Genomic DNA, 18,278 nt, shown 5'->3' with positions numbered 1-18,278 from the left:
GATTCGTACAAAATGGCACCGATCGAGGCTTGGCGAGCTGCGCGTTCGGCGTATACCATCGCTGCCCCACCGTCGGCAGCGCACCGCACAAAATGGCATCAACGACGACCGACGGGCTGCACACTCCGTTGAGGAACACGACATCCATGTCCGACACCAAGCGCGTCACCGACGAAGAGGCCCTGCTGCTGCATTCCAGCGGCCGGCCCGGCAAGCTGGAAATCACCCCGACCAAGCCGCTGACCACCCAGCGCGATCTTGCTCTCGCCTATTCGCCCGGCGTGGCGGTTCCCTGCCTGCGCATTGCCGAGGATCCGTCCCTCGCCTACGACTACACGGCCAAGGGCAACATCGTTGCCATCATCTCCAACGGCACGGCGGTGCTCGGCCTGGGCGACCTGGGCGCGCTTGCCGGCAAGCCGGTGATGGAAGGCAAGGCGGTGCTGTTCAAGCGCTTCGCCGACGTCGACGGCATCGACCTTGAGGTCGACACCCGCGACGTGGACGAGTTCGTCAACTGCGTGCGCTTCCTCGGCCCAAGCTTCGGCGGCATCAACCTGGAGGACATCAAGGCGCCCGACTGCTTCATCATCGAGGAGCGGCTGCGCGAGCTGCTGGACATTCCGGTCTTCCATGATGACCAGCACGGCACCGCGATCATCGCCGCCGCCGGCCTGATCAACGCCTGCGACATCACCGGCCGCCGGATCGAAGACGTCAAGATGGTGGTGAACGGTGCCGGCGCGGCGGGCATCGCCTGCGCCGAGCTGTTCTGCACGATGGGTGTTTCACGTGAAAACATCATCCTGTGCGACACCAAGGGCGTGGTCTATCGCGGCCGCACCAACGGCATGAACCAGTGGAAGTCGTCCTTCGCCGTCGACACCGACAAGCGCACGCTGGAAGAGGCGGTCGCTGGCTCCGACGTGTTCGTCGGCCTGTCGGCCAAGGGCGCCATGACGCCGGAGATGGTGAAGTCGATGGCGGCCAGGCCGATCATCTTCGCACTGGCCAACCCCGATCCGGAAATCACCCCGGAAGAAGTCAAGGCGGTGCGTACCGACGCCATCGTGGCGACCGGCCGCTCCGACTACCCGAACCAGGTCAACAATGTCCTGGGCTTCCCCTATCTGTTCCGCGGTGCGCTGGATGTCCGCGCCACCACCATCAACGAGGCGATGAAGGTCGCCGCTGCCAAGGCGCTGGCGGCGCTGGCGCGCGAGGATGTGCCGGACGAGGTCGATGCCGCCTATTCCGGGCGCCGGCTGCGCTATGGTCCGGACTACATCATCCCGGTGCCCTTCGATCCGCGCCTGATCGTCACCGTTCCGGCCGCCGTCGCCCAGGCGGCGATGGAAAGCGGGGTGGCGCGCAAGCCGATCCTCGACCTGAGCAGCTACAAGCATGCCCTGCGCACCCGCCTGGATCCGACGGCCGACAGCCTGGAGCTGATCCTGGAGAAGGTGCGGACCAACCCGCGCCGCGTCGTCTTCGCCGAGGGCGAGGAGGAACGGACGATCCGTGCCGCCATGGCCTTCCGCGCCCACGGCTATGGCACGCCGGTGCTCATCGGCCGCGAGGAGGTGATCAAGGAGCAGCTGGCGGCGATGGGCCAGGGCCATGTCCAGTTCGAGATCCACAACGCCCGCCTGTCGGACGCCAACCGGCGCTATGCCGACCATCTCTATCGCCGCCTGCAGCGCAAGGGCGCCCTGCTGCGCGACTGCCAGCGGATGGTCAACCAGGACCGCAACGTCTTCGCCGCCTGCATGGTGGCGCAGGGCGATGCCCACGCCATGGTGACCGGCCTGACCCGCAGCTTCGGCGTCGCCTATGAGGAAATCCGCCGCGTCATCGATCCCAAGGCGAGCGAGCCGGTGTTCGGCCTGCATCTCTCGATCACCCGCAACCGCACCGTCTTCATCGCCGACACCACCGTCCATGTCCGTCCCGACGGCAAGACGCTGGCCGATATCGCAGTCGGTGCCGCGGCCAAGGCGCGGCAGATGGGGCACGAGCCGCGGATCGCGATGCTGTCCTTCTCCAACTTCGGCCAGACGCCGCACCCGAACACCGATCCGCTGCGGGAAGCCCTGTCGATCCTCGACAGCCGCCGGGTCGATTTCGAGTATGACGGCGAGATGTCGGCCGACGTGGCGCTGGATTACCAGCTGATGAAGCGGGTCTACCCGTTCTGCCGGCTGTCCGGACCGGCCAACGTGCTGATCATGCCCGGCCTGCATTCGGCCAACATCTCGGCCAAGCTGCTGAACAAGATGGCCGGCGGCCAGATGATCGGCCCGCTGCTGATCGGTTTGGACAAGCCGGCGCAGATCGTCAGCATGGGTGCTTCGGTCAACGACATCGTCACCGCCGCGGCCCTGGCGGCGCATGACTCGCTGCCCTGGTGAGTTGAGACGTTCCTTCCAGATATCCCCTCTCCCCCTGGGGAGAGGGGTGGGGTGAGGGGGAACGCATATGCCGGACTGGTTTCGGCTGGGCCCAACCCCTTCTTCCCAACGGGAAAGAAGGCGCTTATTCCGTTACCCAAGTTCCTTGTAGAAATACGTGGTGTTGCAGAAGCCGCCCTCCGGCCACAGGGCATAGTTGGGGATGACGCCGACCTTTACCCAGCCGGCGCGCGTGTAGACGCGTTCGGCATCGGGAGAGGCGGTGTCCAGCACCAGCAGGCACTTGCCGGCGGCGCGGGCGGCATCCTCGGCGGCCTGGATCAGGGCGGCGCCGATGCCACGGCGGCGGGCGCGGCGGTGGACCAGCATCTTGGACAGGTCGGCGCGGTGCGGCTGGTTCGGTGGCTGGCCAATCACCAGTTGGACGGTGCCCAGTATGCCCTCCCCGTCCTCCGCCACCAGCAGGATGCGCTCCCCCTGCTCCACGCCCGCTGCTACCTTTCGCCAGAAGTCATCGGCGGTCCTGCGGTCGAGCGGAGCCATGAAGCTGACGGAGGCACCGCCCGCCACGCAGTCCAGGAGCACGGCGGCCTGAGCCTCGGCGACCGTCAGCACGCGCACGGTCACGGGGGCCGCGCCGCTATCCCCATTCTGTCGGCGGGAGTCCAGGCAGGCATCGTCCATGGCAAGCTCCTTCAGCGTTTAACGGCGTTTAAGGCTGGGCGCCCATCGGTGGTCAGCGCCACGATGTAGCGGGCCGTCCGGTCGGTCGGGTTGTGGAAGCCGGTCGGCCGGTCGAGCCGCATCGCGAGGCAGTCGCCGGTGGACAGCCGGTGCGTTTCCTCCCCCACCGTCAGGTCGATGGTGCCGTCCAGAAGATGGACCTGTTGCTCCACCGTCGCGGCGCGGTTCCCGCTGTCGTAGGACACGCGGACGCCCGGAGGCAGCTCCACCGCCACCAGTTCGATGGGGGACGGGTAGCCCGGTGGCGAGAGGTTACGGCGGCGGTAGCCGGTGGCGGGGTCCGTCCAGGCGACCTGATCGGCGCGGCGGGCGACCGGGCTGGCATCCTCCCGCTCGGCTTCTGCGAACAATGCGGCCAATGTAACGCCAAGACCGGCGGCGAGCCGGTCGAGGACGGAGGCGGTCGGGCTGCTCTCCCCCCTCTCCACCAGCGAGATCATGGAACGGCTCACGCCCGACCGTTCGGCCAGTCCGTCGAGGGTCAAGCCACGGTCCGCCCGCAAGGCGCGCAGGCGTGCGGCGAGCCGGCTGTCGATGTCCGATTTCGATTTATCCATGATCATAGAATTACCATCTATTATATTGGAGTCAAGGAGGGACCCCACGGTTGCGGCCATGAATCTTTTATGACCGCCGCGCGGCATCGGCGACGATGGTGTAGAAGGGCTGATCGTCACGATGTCTGCCTATCCACCCCCTGATCCGGTGCCGTTCCCATGCGCCTGAAGGCGTCGCCGCCCACTCCGCTGCTGACCGCGATCCTGATGATGCTGGTGCCCCTGCTGGGCGTGCTGGCCTGGGTGGTCCATGCCGGGGCGCTGCATGGCGGACTGGCGCTGGTCGCGGCTGTGCTGGCGCTGACGGGTGCGGTGCTGATCCTGCGCATCTACCGGCGCGATGCCGATGCGATGACCGACTATGCCGCCCGGCTGGCCGAGACCGACGAACCCATGGCCCCGGCCGGCACGCCGCCCGCCCTGAAAGCGCTGACCGCGACCATCGGCCGTCTGCACCGGGTCGGACTGCGCCGGGCGGAAAGCGTGCGGATGCAGCTGGACGCGGACGAGGCGGTGATCGACGCCCTGCCCGCCCCGCTGCTGCTGATGGATGCCGAACGGCAGGTGGTGCGCGCCAACCAGACCGCGCGGGAGCTGTTCGGCGACAAGGTGGTGGACCGCGATCTCGCTTCCTCCCTGCGCACGCCGGCGGTGCTGGAGGCCGTGGACTCGGTCCTGCGCGGCGGTGCGTCCCGCATCATCGAATTCACGCTGCCGGTGCCGGTGGAGCGCAGCTTCGAGGCGCAGGTCAAGCCCTTCCAGCGGCTGGTGCCGGAACCCGATCCCTCGCTGCTGGACGGCGAGATCGAGGAGGATCCGGCACCGCGTCCGCCCACCGTCGCCCGCATGGCGATCCTGACCCTGCATGACGTCACCGCGGCGCGCCGCTCGGAGCAGATGCGCGCCGACTTCATCGCCAATGCCAGCCACGAGTTGCGCACGCCGCTGTCCTCGCTGCTGGGTTTCATCGAGACGCTGCGCGGCCCGGCGCGCGACGATCCGGAGGCGCAGGACCGCTTCCTGTCGATCATGCACGATCAGGCCAGCCGCATGACCCGTCTGGTCAACGACCTGCTGTCGCTGTCGCGCATCGAACTTGACGAGCATATGCCGCCGAACGGCCGGGTCGATGTGGTGGAGGAGTTGGAGAACGTCATCGCCGCCCTGGAGTTGAAGGCGGCCCAACGCCGCATCCGCCTGCGGCTGGAGACGCCGGAGAGCCTGCCCTATGTCGTCGGCGACGAGGACCAGCTGACCCAGGTCTTCCAGAATCTGGTCAGCAACGCGATCAAATACACGCGCGAGGACACGGACGTGACCGTCACCGTGGCGCTGGCCGACGGTGCGGCCGTGGGATTCGCCGGGCTGCCCACGCCCGCCGCTGCCGCTGCGAAGGACAAGCGTGTGGTGCGCAGCGGCACGGCGATGGTGTCGGTTTCGGTGCGCGACCGTGGCGACGGCATCGCCCGCACCCATCTGCCCAGGCTGACCGAGCGTTTTTACCGGGTCGATGCCGCGCGGTCCCGCGCCATGGGGGGCACCGGGCTGGGGCTTGCCATCGTCAAGCATATCCTGAACCGCCACCGCGGTCGCCTGACCATCGAAAGCGAAGTGGGGGTCGGCAGCGCCTTCACCGTCTATCTGCCTGCGGTGGGAGAGGCCCAGTCCCCCTCTCCCCACCGGGGAGAGGGTCGGGGTGAGGGGGAAGCACTGCGTGTATTGACCAAAACTCCCGCCGCGCGACCCCCTCACCCTTAACCCTCTCTCCGGGGGGAGAGGGGATTTGGAGGGGGGTGAGACAGCTGGGGTGTTCTGTGACCGTGTCATGAAAGTGTCATAAAAACGCAATCAATTGGTCGCCCTCCGGGTCTATGGTCCGCGCCATTCCGATGGAGCAGTCTCCGTTTCCTCAAGGAGGGGCACCCGTGACCACCCGGACGCCTGTCATCGCCGCGAGCGCCTTTGCCCTGGCCCTGATCTTTGCGGCGACCCCCGCTTCGGCGCAGTCGCGCGACCAGATCCGCGCGGTCGGCTCCTCCACCGTCTTCCCATTCACCACCGCTGTGGCCGAGGCCTTCGGCAAGACCGGCAGGTTCAAGACGCCGGTGATCGAGTCGACCGGCACCGGCGGCGGGCTGAAGCTGTTCTGCGCCGGCGTCGGCCCGGCCCATCCCGACATCGCCAACGCATCGCGCCGTATCAAGAAGTCCGAGGTCGACCAGTGCGCCGCCAATGGCGTCACCACGATCACCGAGCTGAAGATCGGCTACGACGGAATCGCGCTCGCCTCGTCCAAGAAGGCAGCTCCGGTGTCGCTGTCGACGGTCGTGCTGTGGAGGGCGTTGGCCAAGGAGGTCCCGGTGAACGGCACCATGGTCGCCAACCCGTACAAGCTGTGGTCTGACATCGACCCGTCGCTGCCCAAGGCCGCGATCGAGGTGCTGGGCCCGCCCCCCACCTCCGGAACGCGCGACACCTTCAACGAGCTGGCTATGCTGGAAGGCTGCAGGAAGGTGGCCGAGGTCGCCAAGGCGGTTCCCGACGAGAAGGCGCGCGAGCGGGTCTGCATGACGATCCGCGAGGACGGCGCCTATGTCGAGGCCGGTGAGAACGACAACCTGATCGTCCAGAAGCTGACCGCCAACCCCAACGCCTTCGGCGTCTTCGGCTACAGCTATCTCGACCAGAACCGCGACACGCTGCGCGCGGCGCCGATGGACGGTGTGGAGCTGACGGCGGAGACGGTGGCAGCCGGCAGATATGAGCTGGCGCGTCCGCTCTACATCTACGTCAAGACCGCCCATGCCGGCGTCATTCCGGGCATCCGCGAGTTCATCGGCGAATACACCTCCGAACGCGCGATGGGCGAGGATGGCTATCTGGTCGACAAGGGGCTGATCCCGGAACCGAAGGCGTTGCGCGACGCCGCCCGCACCCAGGCGATCGGTCTGACGCCGCTGCAGTTCTGACCATCCTTTCTCCCTCCGGGCATTCCGCATGCAGCTGACCCTTCTCGCCCTGATCCTGGCCCTGCTCGCCGTGATCGGTTTCATGACCGGCCGGTCCCGCGCGGCGGCGTCCGTCGGCGGGCGGGTGGCGGAACTGCATTCGGTGCCGTCCTACCACGGCGTCTATGTGGCGCTGTGGGCCGGGCTGCCGGCGCTTCTCCTGTTCGTGGCCTGGACCGCGTCGGAGGGCTGGCTCGTCCTGCAGCTGGTCCTCTCCTCCCTGCCGGAACGGCTGACCACCGGTGACGGCCAATCGGTCGCGCTGCTGAAGGCCGACATCCTCAACATTGCCCGCGGCATCGCCACCGGGCGCGAGCCCGATCCCCTGGTGCAGGATGCGGCCCGCCGCTATGCGGAGCTGCGCGACCTTGCCGACTGGAGCCTGCTGGCGGTCGGCGCCAGCCTTGCCGTCGCCGGCCTCGGCTGGGGCCGCCACCGCATCGGGCCGGACCTGCGCGCCCGCCCTGCGGTGGAACGGGTGGTGCGGGTGGCGCTGGTCATCTGTTCGATGGTCGCCATCCTGACGACGGTCGGCATCGTCCTGTCGCTGCTGTTCGAGGCGCTGCGCTTCTTCACCGTCGTCTCGCCGCTCGACTTCCTGTTCGGCACCCATTGGAGCCCGCAGATGGCGATGCGGGCCGATCAGGTCGGCTCCAGCGGCTCCTTCGGCGCGATCCCGCTGTTCGCCGGCACGCTTCTCATCACGGTCATCGCCATGCTGGTGGCGGTTCCGGTCGGGCTGATGGCGGCGATCTATATGTCCGAATATGCCGGGCGCGGCGTGCGCACCTGGCTGAAGCCGGCGCTGGAGATCCTGGCCGGCATTCCGACCGTGGTCTATGGCTTCTTCGCCGCGCTGACCATGGCGCCCTTCGTGCGCTCGGTGGGCGAGGCCCTGAGGCTGGACGTCAGTTCGGAATCGGCGCTGGCGGCCGGCATCGTCATGGGGGTGATGATCATCCCCTTCGTCAGTTCGCTGTCGGACGACGTCATCAATGCGGTGCCGCAGAGCCTGCGCGACGGCTCCTATGGTCTCGGCGCCACCAAGTCGGAAACCATCAAGCAGGTGGTCCTGCCGGCGGCGCTGCCGGGCATCGTCGCCGCGGTGATGCTGGCGGTCAGCCGCGCCATCGGCGAGACGATGATCGTCACCATGGCGTCCGGCCTGACCGCCAACATGACCGCCAACCCGCTGCAGGCTGTGACCACCGTCACCACCCAGATCGCCACCCTTCTGGTCGGCGACCAGGAGTTCGACAGCCCGAAGACTCTGTCGGCCTTCGGTCTCGGCCTTGTGCTGTTCCTCGTCACGCTCTGCCTCAACATGGTCGCCCTGCGGGTGGTCCGGACCTATCGGGAAAAATATGACTGACCTCGTCGAGCAGGACGCGGCGGCCGTGACGCCCTCCCCTGCCTCCTTCCCCGGCTCCCACGGTCCGGCGAAGTCGCGCGTCCGGAGCGAGGCCTTCGCCCGCCGCCTGCGCGCCCGCCATGCCGCGGAACGCCGCTTCCGGCTGGCCGGGGCGGCGGCGGTGGCGCTGGCTGCGCTGATGCTGGTGGTGCTGCTGGGCTCGATCGTCGCCAAGGGCAGCACCGCCTTCTGGGAAGCGCGGATCCGGCTGGAGGTGACGCTGGACCCGGCCGAGGTGGCTGAGCGCAACTATGCCCCCATCCTGCGCCGGGCGCTCCATGCCCAGTTCCCGCAGGTGACCGACCGCGCCGGCAAGCGCGTGCTGAACGACCTGCTGTCGTCGGGCGCGCCCTACGAGCTGGAGGCGATGGTCGCCAAGAACCCGGCGCTGGTCGGCACCACGCTGACCGTCTGGGTGCGCGCCGACGACGAGATCGACCAGCTGGTCAAGGGCCGCTACCGCCGTGATTTGCCGGAGAGCGAGCGCGGGCTCAGCGACGCCAAGATCGCTGCGGCCGATGCGCTGCTGGCTTCCGGCGCGCTGGCGCAGGGCTTCAACACCACCCTGTTCACCGCCGGCGACAGCCGGGAGCCGGAGCAGGCCGGCATCGGCGGCGCCATCGTCGGCTCGCTGCTGACGCTCCTGGTGACAATGGCGCTGTCGGTGCCGGTCGGCATCTCCGCCGCGGTCTATCTGGAGGAATTCGCGCCGAAGAACCGCTGGACCGACCTGATCGAGGTGAACATCAACAACCTCGCCGCGGTGCCGTCGATCATCTTCGGCCTGCTGGGTCTGGCGGTGTTCCTGGGCTTCTTCGGCATGCCGCGTTCGGCGCCGCTGGTCGGCGGGCTGGTGATGGCGCTGATGACGCTGCCGGTGATCATCATCTCGGCCCGTGTCGCATTGAAGGCGGTGCCGCCATCGATCCGCGAGGCGGCGCTGGGCATCGGCGCCTCGCCCCTGCAGACGGTTCTGCACCATGTCCTGCCGCTGGCGATGCCCGGCATCCTTACCGGAACCATCATCGGCATGGCCCGCGCGCTGGGAGAGACGGCGCCGCTGCTGATGATCGGCATGGTCGCCTTCATCGTCGACGTGCCCCATGGGCTGACCGACAGCGCCACGGTGCTTCCGGTGCAGATCTACATGTGGGCGGACAGCCCGGAGCGTGCCTTCACCGAACGCACCTCTGCGGCGATCCTGATCCTGCTCGGCATCCTGATCCTGCTGAACGGGACGGCCGTGATCCTGCGCAAGATTTTCGAGAGACGGTGGTAAGCGCCATGAGCATTCAGAACCCGCTGAAGCTGCGGCCCCGCGCAGACAACCACCCTGGCCAGCGGTCCGGTGCGGACCTGCCGGCAAAGATGACCGCCCGCGGGGTAAAGGTGTTCTACGGCGCAAAGCAGGCGTTGAAGGGCATCGACCTGGACATCCATGAGAACCGGGTGCTGGCGCTGATCGGCCCGTCCGGCTGCGGCAAATCGACCTTCCTGCGCTGCCTGAACCGGATGAACGATACCATCGAGGACTGCCGGGTCGAAGGGCGGATCGCGCTGGATGGCGAGGATGTCTACGGCAAGGCTGTCGATGCGGTGCAGCTGCGCGCCCGCGTCGGCATGGTGTTCCAGAAGCCGAACCCCTTCCCCAAGTCGATCTACGACAACATCGCCTACGGCCCGCGCATCCACGGCTTGGCCTCGGGCCGTGACGAGCTGGACGAGGTGGTGCAGACGTCGCTCAAGCGCGCCGGCCTGTGGGCGGAGGTCAAGGACCGCCTGCGCGAGCCCGGAACCAGCCTGTCCGGCGGCCAGCAGCAGCGGCTGTGCATCGCCCGCGCCATCGCCGTAAGCCCCGAGGTGATCCTGATGGACGAGCCCTGCTCGGCGCTCGACCCCATTGCGACCGCCCATATCGAGGAGCTGATCGACGAGCTGCGGGCCAACTACACCATCGTCATCGTCACCCACAACATGCAGCAGGCCGCCCGCGTGTCGCAGCGCACCGCCTTCTTCCATCTGGGCGAGATGGTGGAGTGCGACGACACCGAGGAAATCTTCACCAACCCGCGCGACGAGCGCACCCAGGGCTACATCACCGGCCGCTATGGCTGAGCCCTGCTCCCGAGCCCTTGCCAATGCTTGCGCCCCTTCCCTCCTTTGTTGAAAAGGCTGTCCCATGCCGGTTAACGTCGAGACGCGCGCTGTGAACGGAGCCTCCATGAACGCGGCCCTGAAGCCGCTCGTCCTGGTCGTCGAGGACGAGGCCGACATTCTGACGCTGTTGAAGTACAACCTGGAAAAGGAAGGCTTCCGCGTCGCCACCGCCAGCGACGGCGAGGAGGCCCTGCTGGCCGCCGGTGAACAGACGCCGCACATCGTGCTGCTCGACTGGATGCTGCCGCTGATGAGCGGGCTGGAGGTCTGCCGCCAGCTGCGCCGCAACGCCAAGACCCGCGACATCCCGATCATCATGCTGACCGCCCGCGGCGAGGAAGGCGACCGGGTGCGCGGCCTGAATTCCGGCGCCGACGACTACATCACCAAGCCCTTCTCGCCGACCGAGCTGGTGGCGCGCATGCGCGCGGTGCTGCGCCGCGCCTCGCCCGGCATGACGGACGAGGTGCTGACCTTCGCCGACGTGACTATGGATCTGGCCGCCCACCGCGTAAGGCGCAATGGGCGCGATGTCCATCTCGGCCCGACGGAATTCCGCCTGCTGCGCCACTTCATGCAGCATCCCGGCCGCGTCTTCTCGCGCGAACAGCTGCTCGATCTGGTGTGGGGCCACGACGTGTATGTCGAGCCGCGTACGGTCGACGTTCACATCCGCCGCCTGCGCAAGGCGATGAACGAAGAGGACGAGCTGGACCTGATCCGCACCGTACGGTCGGCGGGGTATGCGCTGGATACGAAGTCGGTGTGAGGGTGCTGGCTTCGGGTGCCCCCTCCCCATCCCTCCCCCGCTTCGCGGGAGAGGGGGTAGGACGCTTGTCAGGCTGAGAATATGCGAAGGAGCAGCGGAGTTCCCTCTCCCGCTGACAAGCGGGGGAGGGTTAGGGAGGGGGCAAAACCGCGGAGAGAACGAAACCCCATGATCCTGCTCTTCACCGACTTCGGCCTCTCCGGCCCCTACACCGGCCAGATGAAGGCGGTGCTGGTGCAACAGGCGCCCACCGCCCCGGTCATCGACCTGTTCGCCGACGCCCCCGCCTTCGACCCGCAACTGTCGGCCTATCTCCTGGCGGCCTATGCCCCGGCCTTCCCCGCCGGCAGCATCTTTCTCTGTGTCGTCGATCCCGGCGTCGGCACCGACCGGCTTCCGGTGATGGTCGAGGCGGACGGGCGCTGGTTCGTCGGCCCCGACAACGGCCTCTTCGCCCTGATCGCCCGCCGCGCAACGTCGCTAAACGCCTGGGCCATCGACTGGATTCCGGACCGGCTGTCCGCCAGCTTCCATGGCCGCGACCTGTTCGCCCCCGTCGCCGCCGATCTGGCGACCGGCCGGCCGGTGCAGCGCAGCCCGCTCGATCTCGCCGCCATCGACCGCCCGGACTGGCCGGACGAGCTGCCGCGCATCGTCTATGTCGATGTCTACGGCAACGCCATGACCGGCCTGCGGGCCTCCGCCCTGCCCGCCGACGCGCTGCTGACCGCCGGTGGCGCCCGCGTCACCCGCGCCCGCACCTTCGGTGCCGTCGGGCCGGGAGAGCCGCTGTGGTATGAGAACTCCAACGGCCTGGCCGAGATCGCCGTCAACCGCGGGCGTGCCGAGGGCGTGCTGGGTCTCAAGGTCGGCGATCCGGTGACGGTGGAGTCCTGAGCGGGCCCAAAAGAAAACCGCCCGGAAGCGGGTGCTTCCGGGCGGCTGTTTCGATGCTCTGCGTGTCCGATCAGAAGTCCCGCGATCAGTCGTTGTTGCGCTGACCCAGGAACTGCAGCAGGAACTGGAACAGGTTGATGAAGTCCAGGTAGAGCGTCAGAGCGCCCATCAGGGCCAGCTTGCCGGTGCTCTCGTGATCGTAGCCCTCGGCGTAGCTTTCCTTGATCGCCTGGGTGTCGTAGGCGGTCAGGCCGGTGAAGATCAGCACGCCGATGGCGGAGATCGCGAAGTGCAGGGCCGGCGACTGGAAGAAGATGTTCGCCAGGCCGGCGATGACGAGGCCGATGACGCCCATCATCAGGAACGAGCCCATCTTCGACAGGTCGGCCTTCGTGGTGTAGCCGTACAGGCTCATCGCCAGGAAGGTCGCGGCGGTGACGAAGAAGGTCAGCGCGATCGACGCCCCGGTGAAGACCAGGAAGATGGCCGACATCGACAGGCCCATCGCGCCGCAATAGGCCCAGAAGATCATCTGTGCCGATGCGAAGGACAGGCGCTGGATGCCGAAGGACAGCACCATCACGAAAGCCAGCGGAGCCAGCATCACAACCCACTTCAGCGGCGTGCCGAAGATGGTCGCCATCATGGCCGGGCTGGACGACACCAGGGCGGCGACCAGACCCGTCAGAATCAGGCCGGCGCCCATGTAGTTGTACACGCGCAGCATGTGCTGCCGCAGGCCTTCGTCGAAGTATCCCCGATCTGTCGCGCGGCCTGCGGTCGCGAAGCGGTTATAGGTCGGGTCTGCCATGTTGGTTTCCTCGGTGGAATAGGGTGATCCCGTCGGGATGACATATTGGCGAGTCCGCAATACGGTTCAATAGGAATCGGCAGCGGTTCTCCAAGATGAAAAAGCTTTCACGTTTCGTTTTTGCTATGGCTTTCCGCTGGGGGAATCACTCGTTGCGAAGCAATGGCGCGGACGGCTGGCCCAATGCCCGCCAAGTACCATAGAACCCGAAAGCGAGCGTGATCGCCGTGCTGAGCAAGGCGGTGGTGACCACCGCCGACGGCAGGAAGCTCCATTCCCACCGCATCAGGAAGCGCAGCACCGCCCAGGCGGTCAGCGTGCCGATGCCGCCGGCGATGACAGCGGTCAGCAGGCCGAGCAGCCCGTATTCCAGCAGGAAGGCGCGCAGCACGTCGCCGCGCGTCGCCCCCAGCACCTTCAGCACCACCGCGTCGTAGACCCGGCGGCGGTGACCGGCAGCCACCGCGCCGGCCAGCACCAGCGTGCCGGCGGCGAGCGTGATGCCGGCGACGATGCGGACCGCCGTGCCGATATGGCCCAGCATCTCCGACACCGTATCGAGCGCGTCCTTGATCCGGACCATGGTGATGTTGGGGAAGCGCTGCAGCACGGCGCGCTGCACCTGCGTCTCGGCATCCGGCGTGGCGCGGACGGTGGCGACCCAGGTCTGGGGTGCGCCCTCCAGCGTGCCGGGGGCGAAGACCATGGTGAAGTTGATCGCCATGCTGCTGAAATCGGCGGCGCGGACGTTGGCGACCTTGGCCTCGATGCTGCGGCCCAGGATGTTGACGACCAGGGTGGCGCCTGGGCCGATGCCGAACGCCTCGGCGACGCTCTGGTGGATCGAGATCAGCGGCGGGCCGGCATAGTCGGTTGCCCACCAGCTGCCGGCGGTGACGGTGGAGTGCTTCGGCAGCGTTGCCGAATAGGTGATGCCGCGGTCGCCGGCCAGGATCCAGGCCTGCTCCGGGTTGACCAGCGCCTTCTCGGCCTCCTGCCCGTTCACCCGCTCGATCCGGCCGCGCAGGCTCGGCACCGCCTCGAAGGCGCTGGTGCCGGAAATGCCGGTGACGAGGTCGCGCAAGGGATCGAACTGGTCGCGCTGGATGTCGACGAAGAAGAAGCTGGGGGCGTCCTGCGGGATCGTCTCCGACACCCGGCGGGAGAAGTTGCCCTGGATCAGCGCGATGGCGACCAGCACCGTCAGGCCGAGACCCAGCGACAGCACCACCGCCGCCGTCGGGTTGCCCGGCCGGTGCAGGTTGGCGAGCGCCAGCCGCAATCCCGGACGACGGACACGGCCCACGCGCCTCGCCCCCCAGGTGACCAGTGCCGCCGCAGCGCGGAAGGCGATGAAGGTGGCGATGGAGCCGCCGACGAACCACAGGGCGAAGATCTTGTTGTGCGCCGTCAGCACAGCCAGCCCGGCCAACGCCACCGCCGCCCCGATCATCGCCAGGGTATAGGGCAGACGCGGCCTTCCGGCGGCCGGAGCGATCACGTCGCGGAACAGCGCGCCGGCCGGCACCTCGCGCGCCCGGCCGAGCGGCCAGAGCGAGAAGGTCAGCGCCGTCAGCACGCCATAGAGGGCGGCCAATGCCAATGCGCCCGGATAGACGCCGATATGGGCGGACACCGGCAGCACGCCGTCGAGCAGACGGCCCAGCGCCAGCGGCGCCACCGCCCCCAGCGCCAGCCCGATCACGATGCCCAGCAGCGCCAGCGCCAGGATCTGCGCCAGATAGAGCTGGAACACCAGCGCGCCCGGCGCGCCGATGCATTTCAGCATGGCGATGGTTCGGGCACGCGAATCCAGATGGCTGCGCACCGCATTGCCCACCCCGACGCCGCCGACCAGCAGCGCCGTCAGCCCGACCAGCGTCAGGAACAGCGTCATGCGGTCGATGAAGCGCTCGATCTGCGGTGAGGCGTTGGTGTAGTCGCGGATCCGCCAGGGCGCATCGGGGAAGCGGGCGCGCAAATCCTCCTGCCATACCTTCAGGTCGGTCTGCGGCGGCAGCGCGACCTTGGCGCTCCACCAGGTGAGACTGCCGGGTTGCAGCAACCCGGTGCCCTGCAGCGACGGCAGCGCCACCATCAGGCGCGGTCCGAGGGAAAAGGCGTTGGAGGAGGCACGGTCCGGCTCGCGGTCCAGAACGGCGGCGACGCGATAGGCGCCCTCGCCGACATGGATGGTGTCGCCGGTCTTCACGCCCAGCCGGTCGACGAGGCTCGCTTCGATCACCGCACCCCAGCGGCCGTCCTTCTGTGCCAGCGCGTCCCGCAGGTCGCCGCCGCCCTCCAGGGTGACCGTGCCGTAGAGCGGGTAGACGTTGTCGACCGCCTTCAGCTCGACCAGCGAAGAGCGGACGTCGTCATCGGCGCGCGCCATCGCCCGCATCTCGGCGGAGGTCGACACCCGGCCGCCGGCGGTCAGCGCCGCCATCTGGTCGTCGGCTGGCGGGTTGTAAAGTTGCCGCAACGCGACGTCGCCGCCGAGGATGGAGCGCCCGTCATTGGCCAGCCCGTCGAGCAATCCGCTCGACACCGACTGCACCGAAGCGATGGCGGCAACGCCCAGCGCCAGACAGGCGAGGAAAACCCAGAAGCCCTTCAGGCCGGTGCGCAACTCCCGCCGGGCAAGGCGGAGCGCGAGGGTGAGGTTGGTCATGCGCCTACCCCCTCCCTAACCCTCCCCCGCTTCGCGGGAGAGGGAACTGCCGCAATCTTACCCTCCACCGTCAAAGGCGGGGGAGGGAGGGACCCGCGGCGAAGCCGTGGGAGGGAGGGGGCACCCTGCGCTTGGACCATCATCCCGCTCACTCCCCCGCCGCCTGCAGCCTTGCGCGTCGTGCCGCCTGCCCGTCGTCGGCGATGCGGCCGTCGGCCAGCCGGACCGTCCGATCGCAGCGGGCGGCGAGGCTCGGGTCGTGGGTGATCAGCACCAGCGTGGTGCCGCGCCGCTCGGCCAGATCGAACAGCAGCGTCACGATGGTGGCGCCGGTGTCGATGTCGAGGTTGCCGGTCGGCTCGTCGGCCAAAAGCAGCGACGGCTCGGTCACGAAGGCGCGGGCCAATGCGGTTCGCTGCTGTTCGCCGCCCGACAACTGGCCGGGATAATGGTGGATGCGGTGCCCAAGCCCCACCTGCTCCAGCCCGATGCGGGCGCGGTCGAAGGCGTCGGCGACCCCGGCGAATTCCAGCGGGATTGCGACATTCTCCAGCGCCGTCATCGTCGGCACCAGATGGAAAGCCTGGAAGACGATCCCCACATGCTGGCGGCGGAAGCGCGCCAGGCCGTCCTCGTCCAGCCGGTTCAGCTCCTGCCCGGCGACGCGGACAGTGCCGCCGCTGGGGCGTTCCAGGCCGGCCATCACCATCATCATGGTCGATTTGCCGGAACCGCTGGGGCCGACGACGCCGACCCGCTCCCCGGCGGCCACCTGAAGATTAACGCCGCGCAGGATGTTGACGGGCCCGGCACCGCTGTCCAATCTCAAGTGGACGTCGTCGAGTTCCACGATGGAATCGTTGCCGATTGAATCGGGGAGGGGTCGGGCGATGGAATTGGACGACGTTGCAGAGGATTGGACCTTGGACATGCGACTCTCGCACAAGCGGAACGGACCATCGCCATATGGCACGACCCGCCGGGCTTTCAACATGGGCGCCATCGGCGCCGCACTCGCCCTCGTTTTTGCGTCAGGGGTATCGATGACCGTTCCGACCCGCGCAGCCGCCGCGCAGCCGGTGAAGCTGCTGGCGCTGGGCGACAGCCTGACCGCCGGCTACGGCCTGCCGGAACCACAGGGCTTCACCCGCCAGCTGGAAAAGGCGCTGGCCGCGAAGGGATACAGCGTCACCGTCATCAATGCCGGCGTGTCGGGCGACACCACCGCCGGCGGCCGGGCGCGGCTGGACTGGGCGCTGGCCGAAAAGCCGGACGCCGCCATCGTGGAGTTGGGCGCCAACGACATGCTGCGCGGGCTCGACCCCGGTCAGGCGAAGGACAATCTCGACGCCATCCTGAAGACCTTGAAGGACCGCAGGATTCCGACCCTGTTGGCCGGCATGTATGCCTCCCCCAGTTTGGGAAAGCCCTATACCGACAAGTTCAATGCCATCTATCCCGACCTTGCGAAGACCTACAATGTGCCGCTCTATCCCTTCTTCCTCGACGGGGTGGCGTTGCAGCAGGCGCTGATCCAACCGGATGGGCTGCATCCCAATGCCCAGGGCGTGGCGGTGATCGTGGAGCGCATCCTGCCATCCGTCGCCGCCCTGCTCGACGGCCTGCCGCAAATCCAGAAGACCAGCGTAAGAACCGGAGGCTGAGCCATCATGACCGTGACCCTGGACAGCGACACCCGCTTTACCGCCGCCTGCGCCGCCGGGGCGGAGTGGGGGCCGACGGTCAAGGCCTGTCTGGACCGGTTGGGGCCGGTCGCCGGCTGCAACCTGGGCGTCCTCTACCTGACCGACGGGCTGGCGGAGCACGCGACCAGCATCGTCACCCTGCTGCGCGGCGTCACCGGCATCCGCCATTGGGTCGGCACTGTCGGCATCGGCGTGATGGCGAACGGCGCCGCCCTGTTCGACGAGCCTGGTCTGGCGATCATGGCGGCCCGCCTGCCCGAGGACAGCTTCCGCCTGTTTCCCACCCTGACCGATGGGCTGGAGCCGCTGCGCGGCAGTGCCGGCGGCTGGCTCGACAAGCATGGCGCGGCGCTGGCGCTGGTCCATGTCGACCCGCACCATGCCGACATGGCCGGGCTGGTCGCCCGCCTGTCGGAGCAGGCCGGCGTCTTCCTGGTCGGCGGCCTGACCGCCTCACGCGCGGAGTTTCCGCAGATCGCCGCCGGGGCGGAAGATGCCGATCCGGTCACCCAGGGCGGCGTGTCGGGCGTGCTGTTCGCCCCGCAGCTGCCGGTCGCCACCGCGCTGACCCAAGGGTGCCGCCCCATCGGACCGACGCGCACCGTCACCGCCAGCGACGACAACGTCATACTGGAGATCGACGGCCGCCCCGCATTGGATGTGTTCAAGGAGGATATCGGGCCGGAGCTTGCCGCCGACCTGCGGCAGGTCGCCGGGCTGATCTGCGCCGGGCTGCCGATTGCCGGGTCGGACACCCAGGATTATCTGGTGCGCGACCTGATCGCCATCGACCCGCGCGCCGGCTGGATCTCCATCGCCGAACGGGTGATCACCGGCCAGCCGGTGATGTTCACCCGCCGTGACCGCGAGACCGCCGCCGCTGACATGCGCCGGATGCTGGACAGCCTCAGGAAACGGGTGAAGGCGACACCGAAGGGGGCGGTGTATGTCAGCTGCATCGCCCGCGGACCAAGCCTGTTCGGCGCGGCCAATGCCGAGCTGTCGATGATCCGCGAGACCTTCGGCGACATCCCGTTGACCGGCTTCTTCGCCTCGGGCGAGGTGTCGCACAACCGGCTCTATGGCTACACCGGCGTGCTGACGCTGTTTCTGTAAAGATCATTTCGAATAAGGAA

Annotated in this window: 15 protein-coding genes; 10 read left to right on the top strand and 5 right to left on the bottom strand. The window is 68.0% G+C overall.

Translation table 11 applies throughout. The annotated features are described in order from the left end of the window. The first annotated feature begins 146 nt into the window (after positions 1–146). Positions 147–2,411, top strand: coding sequence for an NADP-dependent malic enzyme (locus tag A6A40_RS12145; protein WP_063635618.1), 2,265 nt, complete (start codon positions 147–149; stop codon positions 2,409–2,411). Positions 2,412–2,543: 132 nt separating this feature from the next. Here the strand turns inward: A6A40_RS12145 and A6A40_RS12140 are convergent, their stop codons facing one another. Further along, positions 2,544–3,095 carry a GNAT family N-acetyltransferase gene (locus A6A40_RS12140; RefSeq protein WP_063635617.1) on the bottom strand — a complete coding sequence of 184 codons (552 nt, stop codon included), beginning with the start codon at positions 3,093–3,095 and terminating at the stop codon, positions 2,544–2,546. Between the two features lie 11 nt (positions 3,096–3,106). Next, the gene (locus tag A6A40_RS12135; protein ID WP_063636260.1) at positions 3,107–3,712 is read right to left on the bottom strand and encodes a helix-turn-helix domain-containing protein; all 606 of its coding nucleotides are present in this window, start codon (positions 3,710–3,712) and stop codon (positions 3,107–3,109) included. A gap of 159 nt (positions 3,713–3,871) precedes the next feature. Here A6A40_RS12135 and A6A40_RS12130 point away from each other — a divergent pair, with 159 nt between their 5' ends. The 7 genes from A6A40_RS12130 (at position 3,872) to A6A40_RS12100 (ending at position 11,954) form a co-directional block, all read left to right on the top strand. After that, positions 3,872–5,470, top strand: a complete 1,599-nt coding sequence (locus A6A40_RS12130) for an ATP-binding protein (RefSeq protein ID WP_063635616.1) — start codon at positions 3,872–3,874, stop codon at positions 5,468–5,470. A gap of 167 nt (positions 5,471–5,637) precedes the next feature. Then, positions 5,638–6,681: a PstS family phosphate ABC transporter substrate-binding protein gene (locus A6A40_RS12125; protein WP_082860802.1), complete on the top strand. Its 1,044-nt coding sequence runs from the start codon at positions 5,638–5,640 to the stop codon at positions 6,679–6,681. Positions 6,682–6,709: 28 nt separating this feature from the next. Continuing rightward, the gene (gene pstC / locus A6A40_RS12120) at positions 6,710–8,092 is read left to right on the top strand and encodes a phosphate ABC transporter permease subunit PstC (RefSeq protein WP_063635615.1); all 1,383 of its coding nucleotides are present in this window, start codon (positions 6,710–6,712) and stop codon (positions 8,090–8,092) included. After that, a complete protein-coding gene (gene pstA, locus A6A40_RS12115) occupies positions 8,085–9,410 on the top strand; it encodes a phosphate ABC transporter permease PstA (protein ID WP_063635614.1) in 1,326 nt (441 codons plus the stop codon). Before pstC ends, pstA begins: the two co-directional genes overlap by 8 nt. A gap of 89 nt (positions 9,411–9,499) precedes the next feature. Further along, positions 9,500–10,246 (top strand): phosphate ABC transporter ATP-binding protein PstB, encoded by a 747-nt coding sequence (gene pstB / locus A6A40_RS12110; protein WP_063636258.1) that lies wholly within the window; start codon positions 9,500–9,502, stop codon positions 10,244–10,246. A gap of 106 nt (positions 10,247–10,352) precedes the next feature. After that, a complete protein-coding gene (phoB, locus tag A6A40_RS12105) occupies positions 10,353–11,057 on the top strand; it encodes a phosphate regulon transcriptional regulator PhoB (protein ID WP_063635613.1) in 705 nt (234 codons plus the stop codon). A gap of 168 nt (positions 11,058–11,225) precedes the next feature. Further along, positions 11,226–11,954, top strand: a complete 729-nt coding sequence (locus A6A40_RS12100) for an SAM hydrolase/SAM-dependent halogenase family protein (protein WP_063635612.1) — start codon at positions 11,226–11,228, stop codon at positions 11,952–11,954. A gap of 85 nt (positions 11,955–12,039) precedes the next feature. Here the strand turns inward: A6A40_RS12100 and A6A40_RS12095 are convergent, their stop codons facing one another. The 3 genes from A6A40_RS12095 to A6A40_RS12085 all read right to left on the bottom strand — a co-directional run bounded on the left by A6A40_RS12095 (position 12,040) and on the right by A6A40_RS12085 (position 16,367). Beyond that, positions 12,040–12,765: a Bax inhibitor-1/YccA family protein gene (locus A6A40_RS12095; RefSeq protein ID WP_063635611.1), complete on the bottom strand. Its 726-nt coding sequence runs from the start codon at positions 12,763–12,765 to the stop codon at positions 12,040–12,042. Between the two features lie 145 nt (positions 12,766–12,910). Continuing rightward, a complete protein-coding gene (locus tag A6A40_RS12090; RefSeq protein WP_063635610.1) occupies positions 12,911–15,436 on the bottom strand; it encodes an ABC transporter permease in 2,526 nt (841 codons plus the stop codon). 148 nt (positions 15,437–15,584) lie between these two features. Further along, complete coding sequence (locus tag A6A40_RS12085) at positions 15,585–16,367, bottom strand: ABC transporter ATP-binding protein (protein ID WP_063635609.1); 783 nt, start codon at positions 16,365–16,367, stop codon at positions 15,585–15,587. A 112-nt stretch (positions 16,368–16,479) separates the two neighbouring features. Between A6A40_RS12085 and A6A40_RS12080 the strand changes: the two genes are divergently transcribed. Together A6A40_RS12080 and A6A40_RS12075 are read left to right on the top strand one after the other, a co-directional pair. Beyond that, positions 16,480–17,100, top strand: a complete 621-nt coding sequence (locus A6A40_RS12080) for an arylesterase (RefSeq protein WP_108546663.1) — start codon at positions 16,480–16,482, stop codon at positions 17,098–17,100. A 6-nt stretch (positions 17,101–17,106) separates the two neighbouring features. After that, positions 17,107–18,258: an FIST signal transduction protein gene (locus A6A40_RS12075; protein WP_063635607.1), complete on the top strand. Its 1,152-nt coding sequence runs from the start codon at positions 17,107–17,109 to the stop codon at positions 18,256–18,258. Positions 18,259–18,278 lie beyond the last annotated feature (20 nt).

Origin of the sequence: Azospirillum humicireducens (assembly GCF_001639105.2) — a bacterium.
Classification (GTDB): Bacteria; Pseudomonadota; Alphaproteobacteria; order Azospirillales; family Azospirillaceae; genus Azospirillum; species Azospirillum humicireducens.
This window is presented reverse-complemented; position numbering and strand designations above follow the sequence as displayed.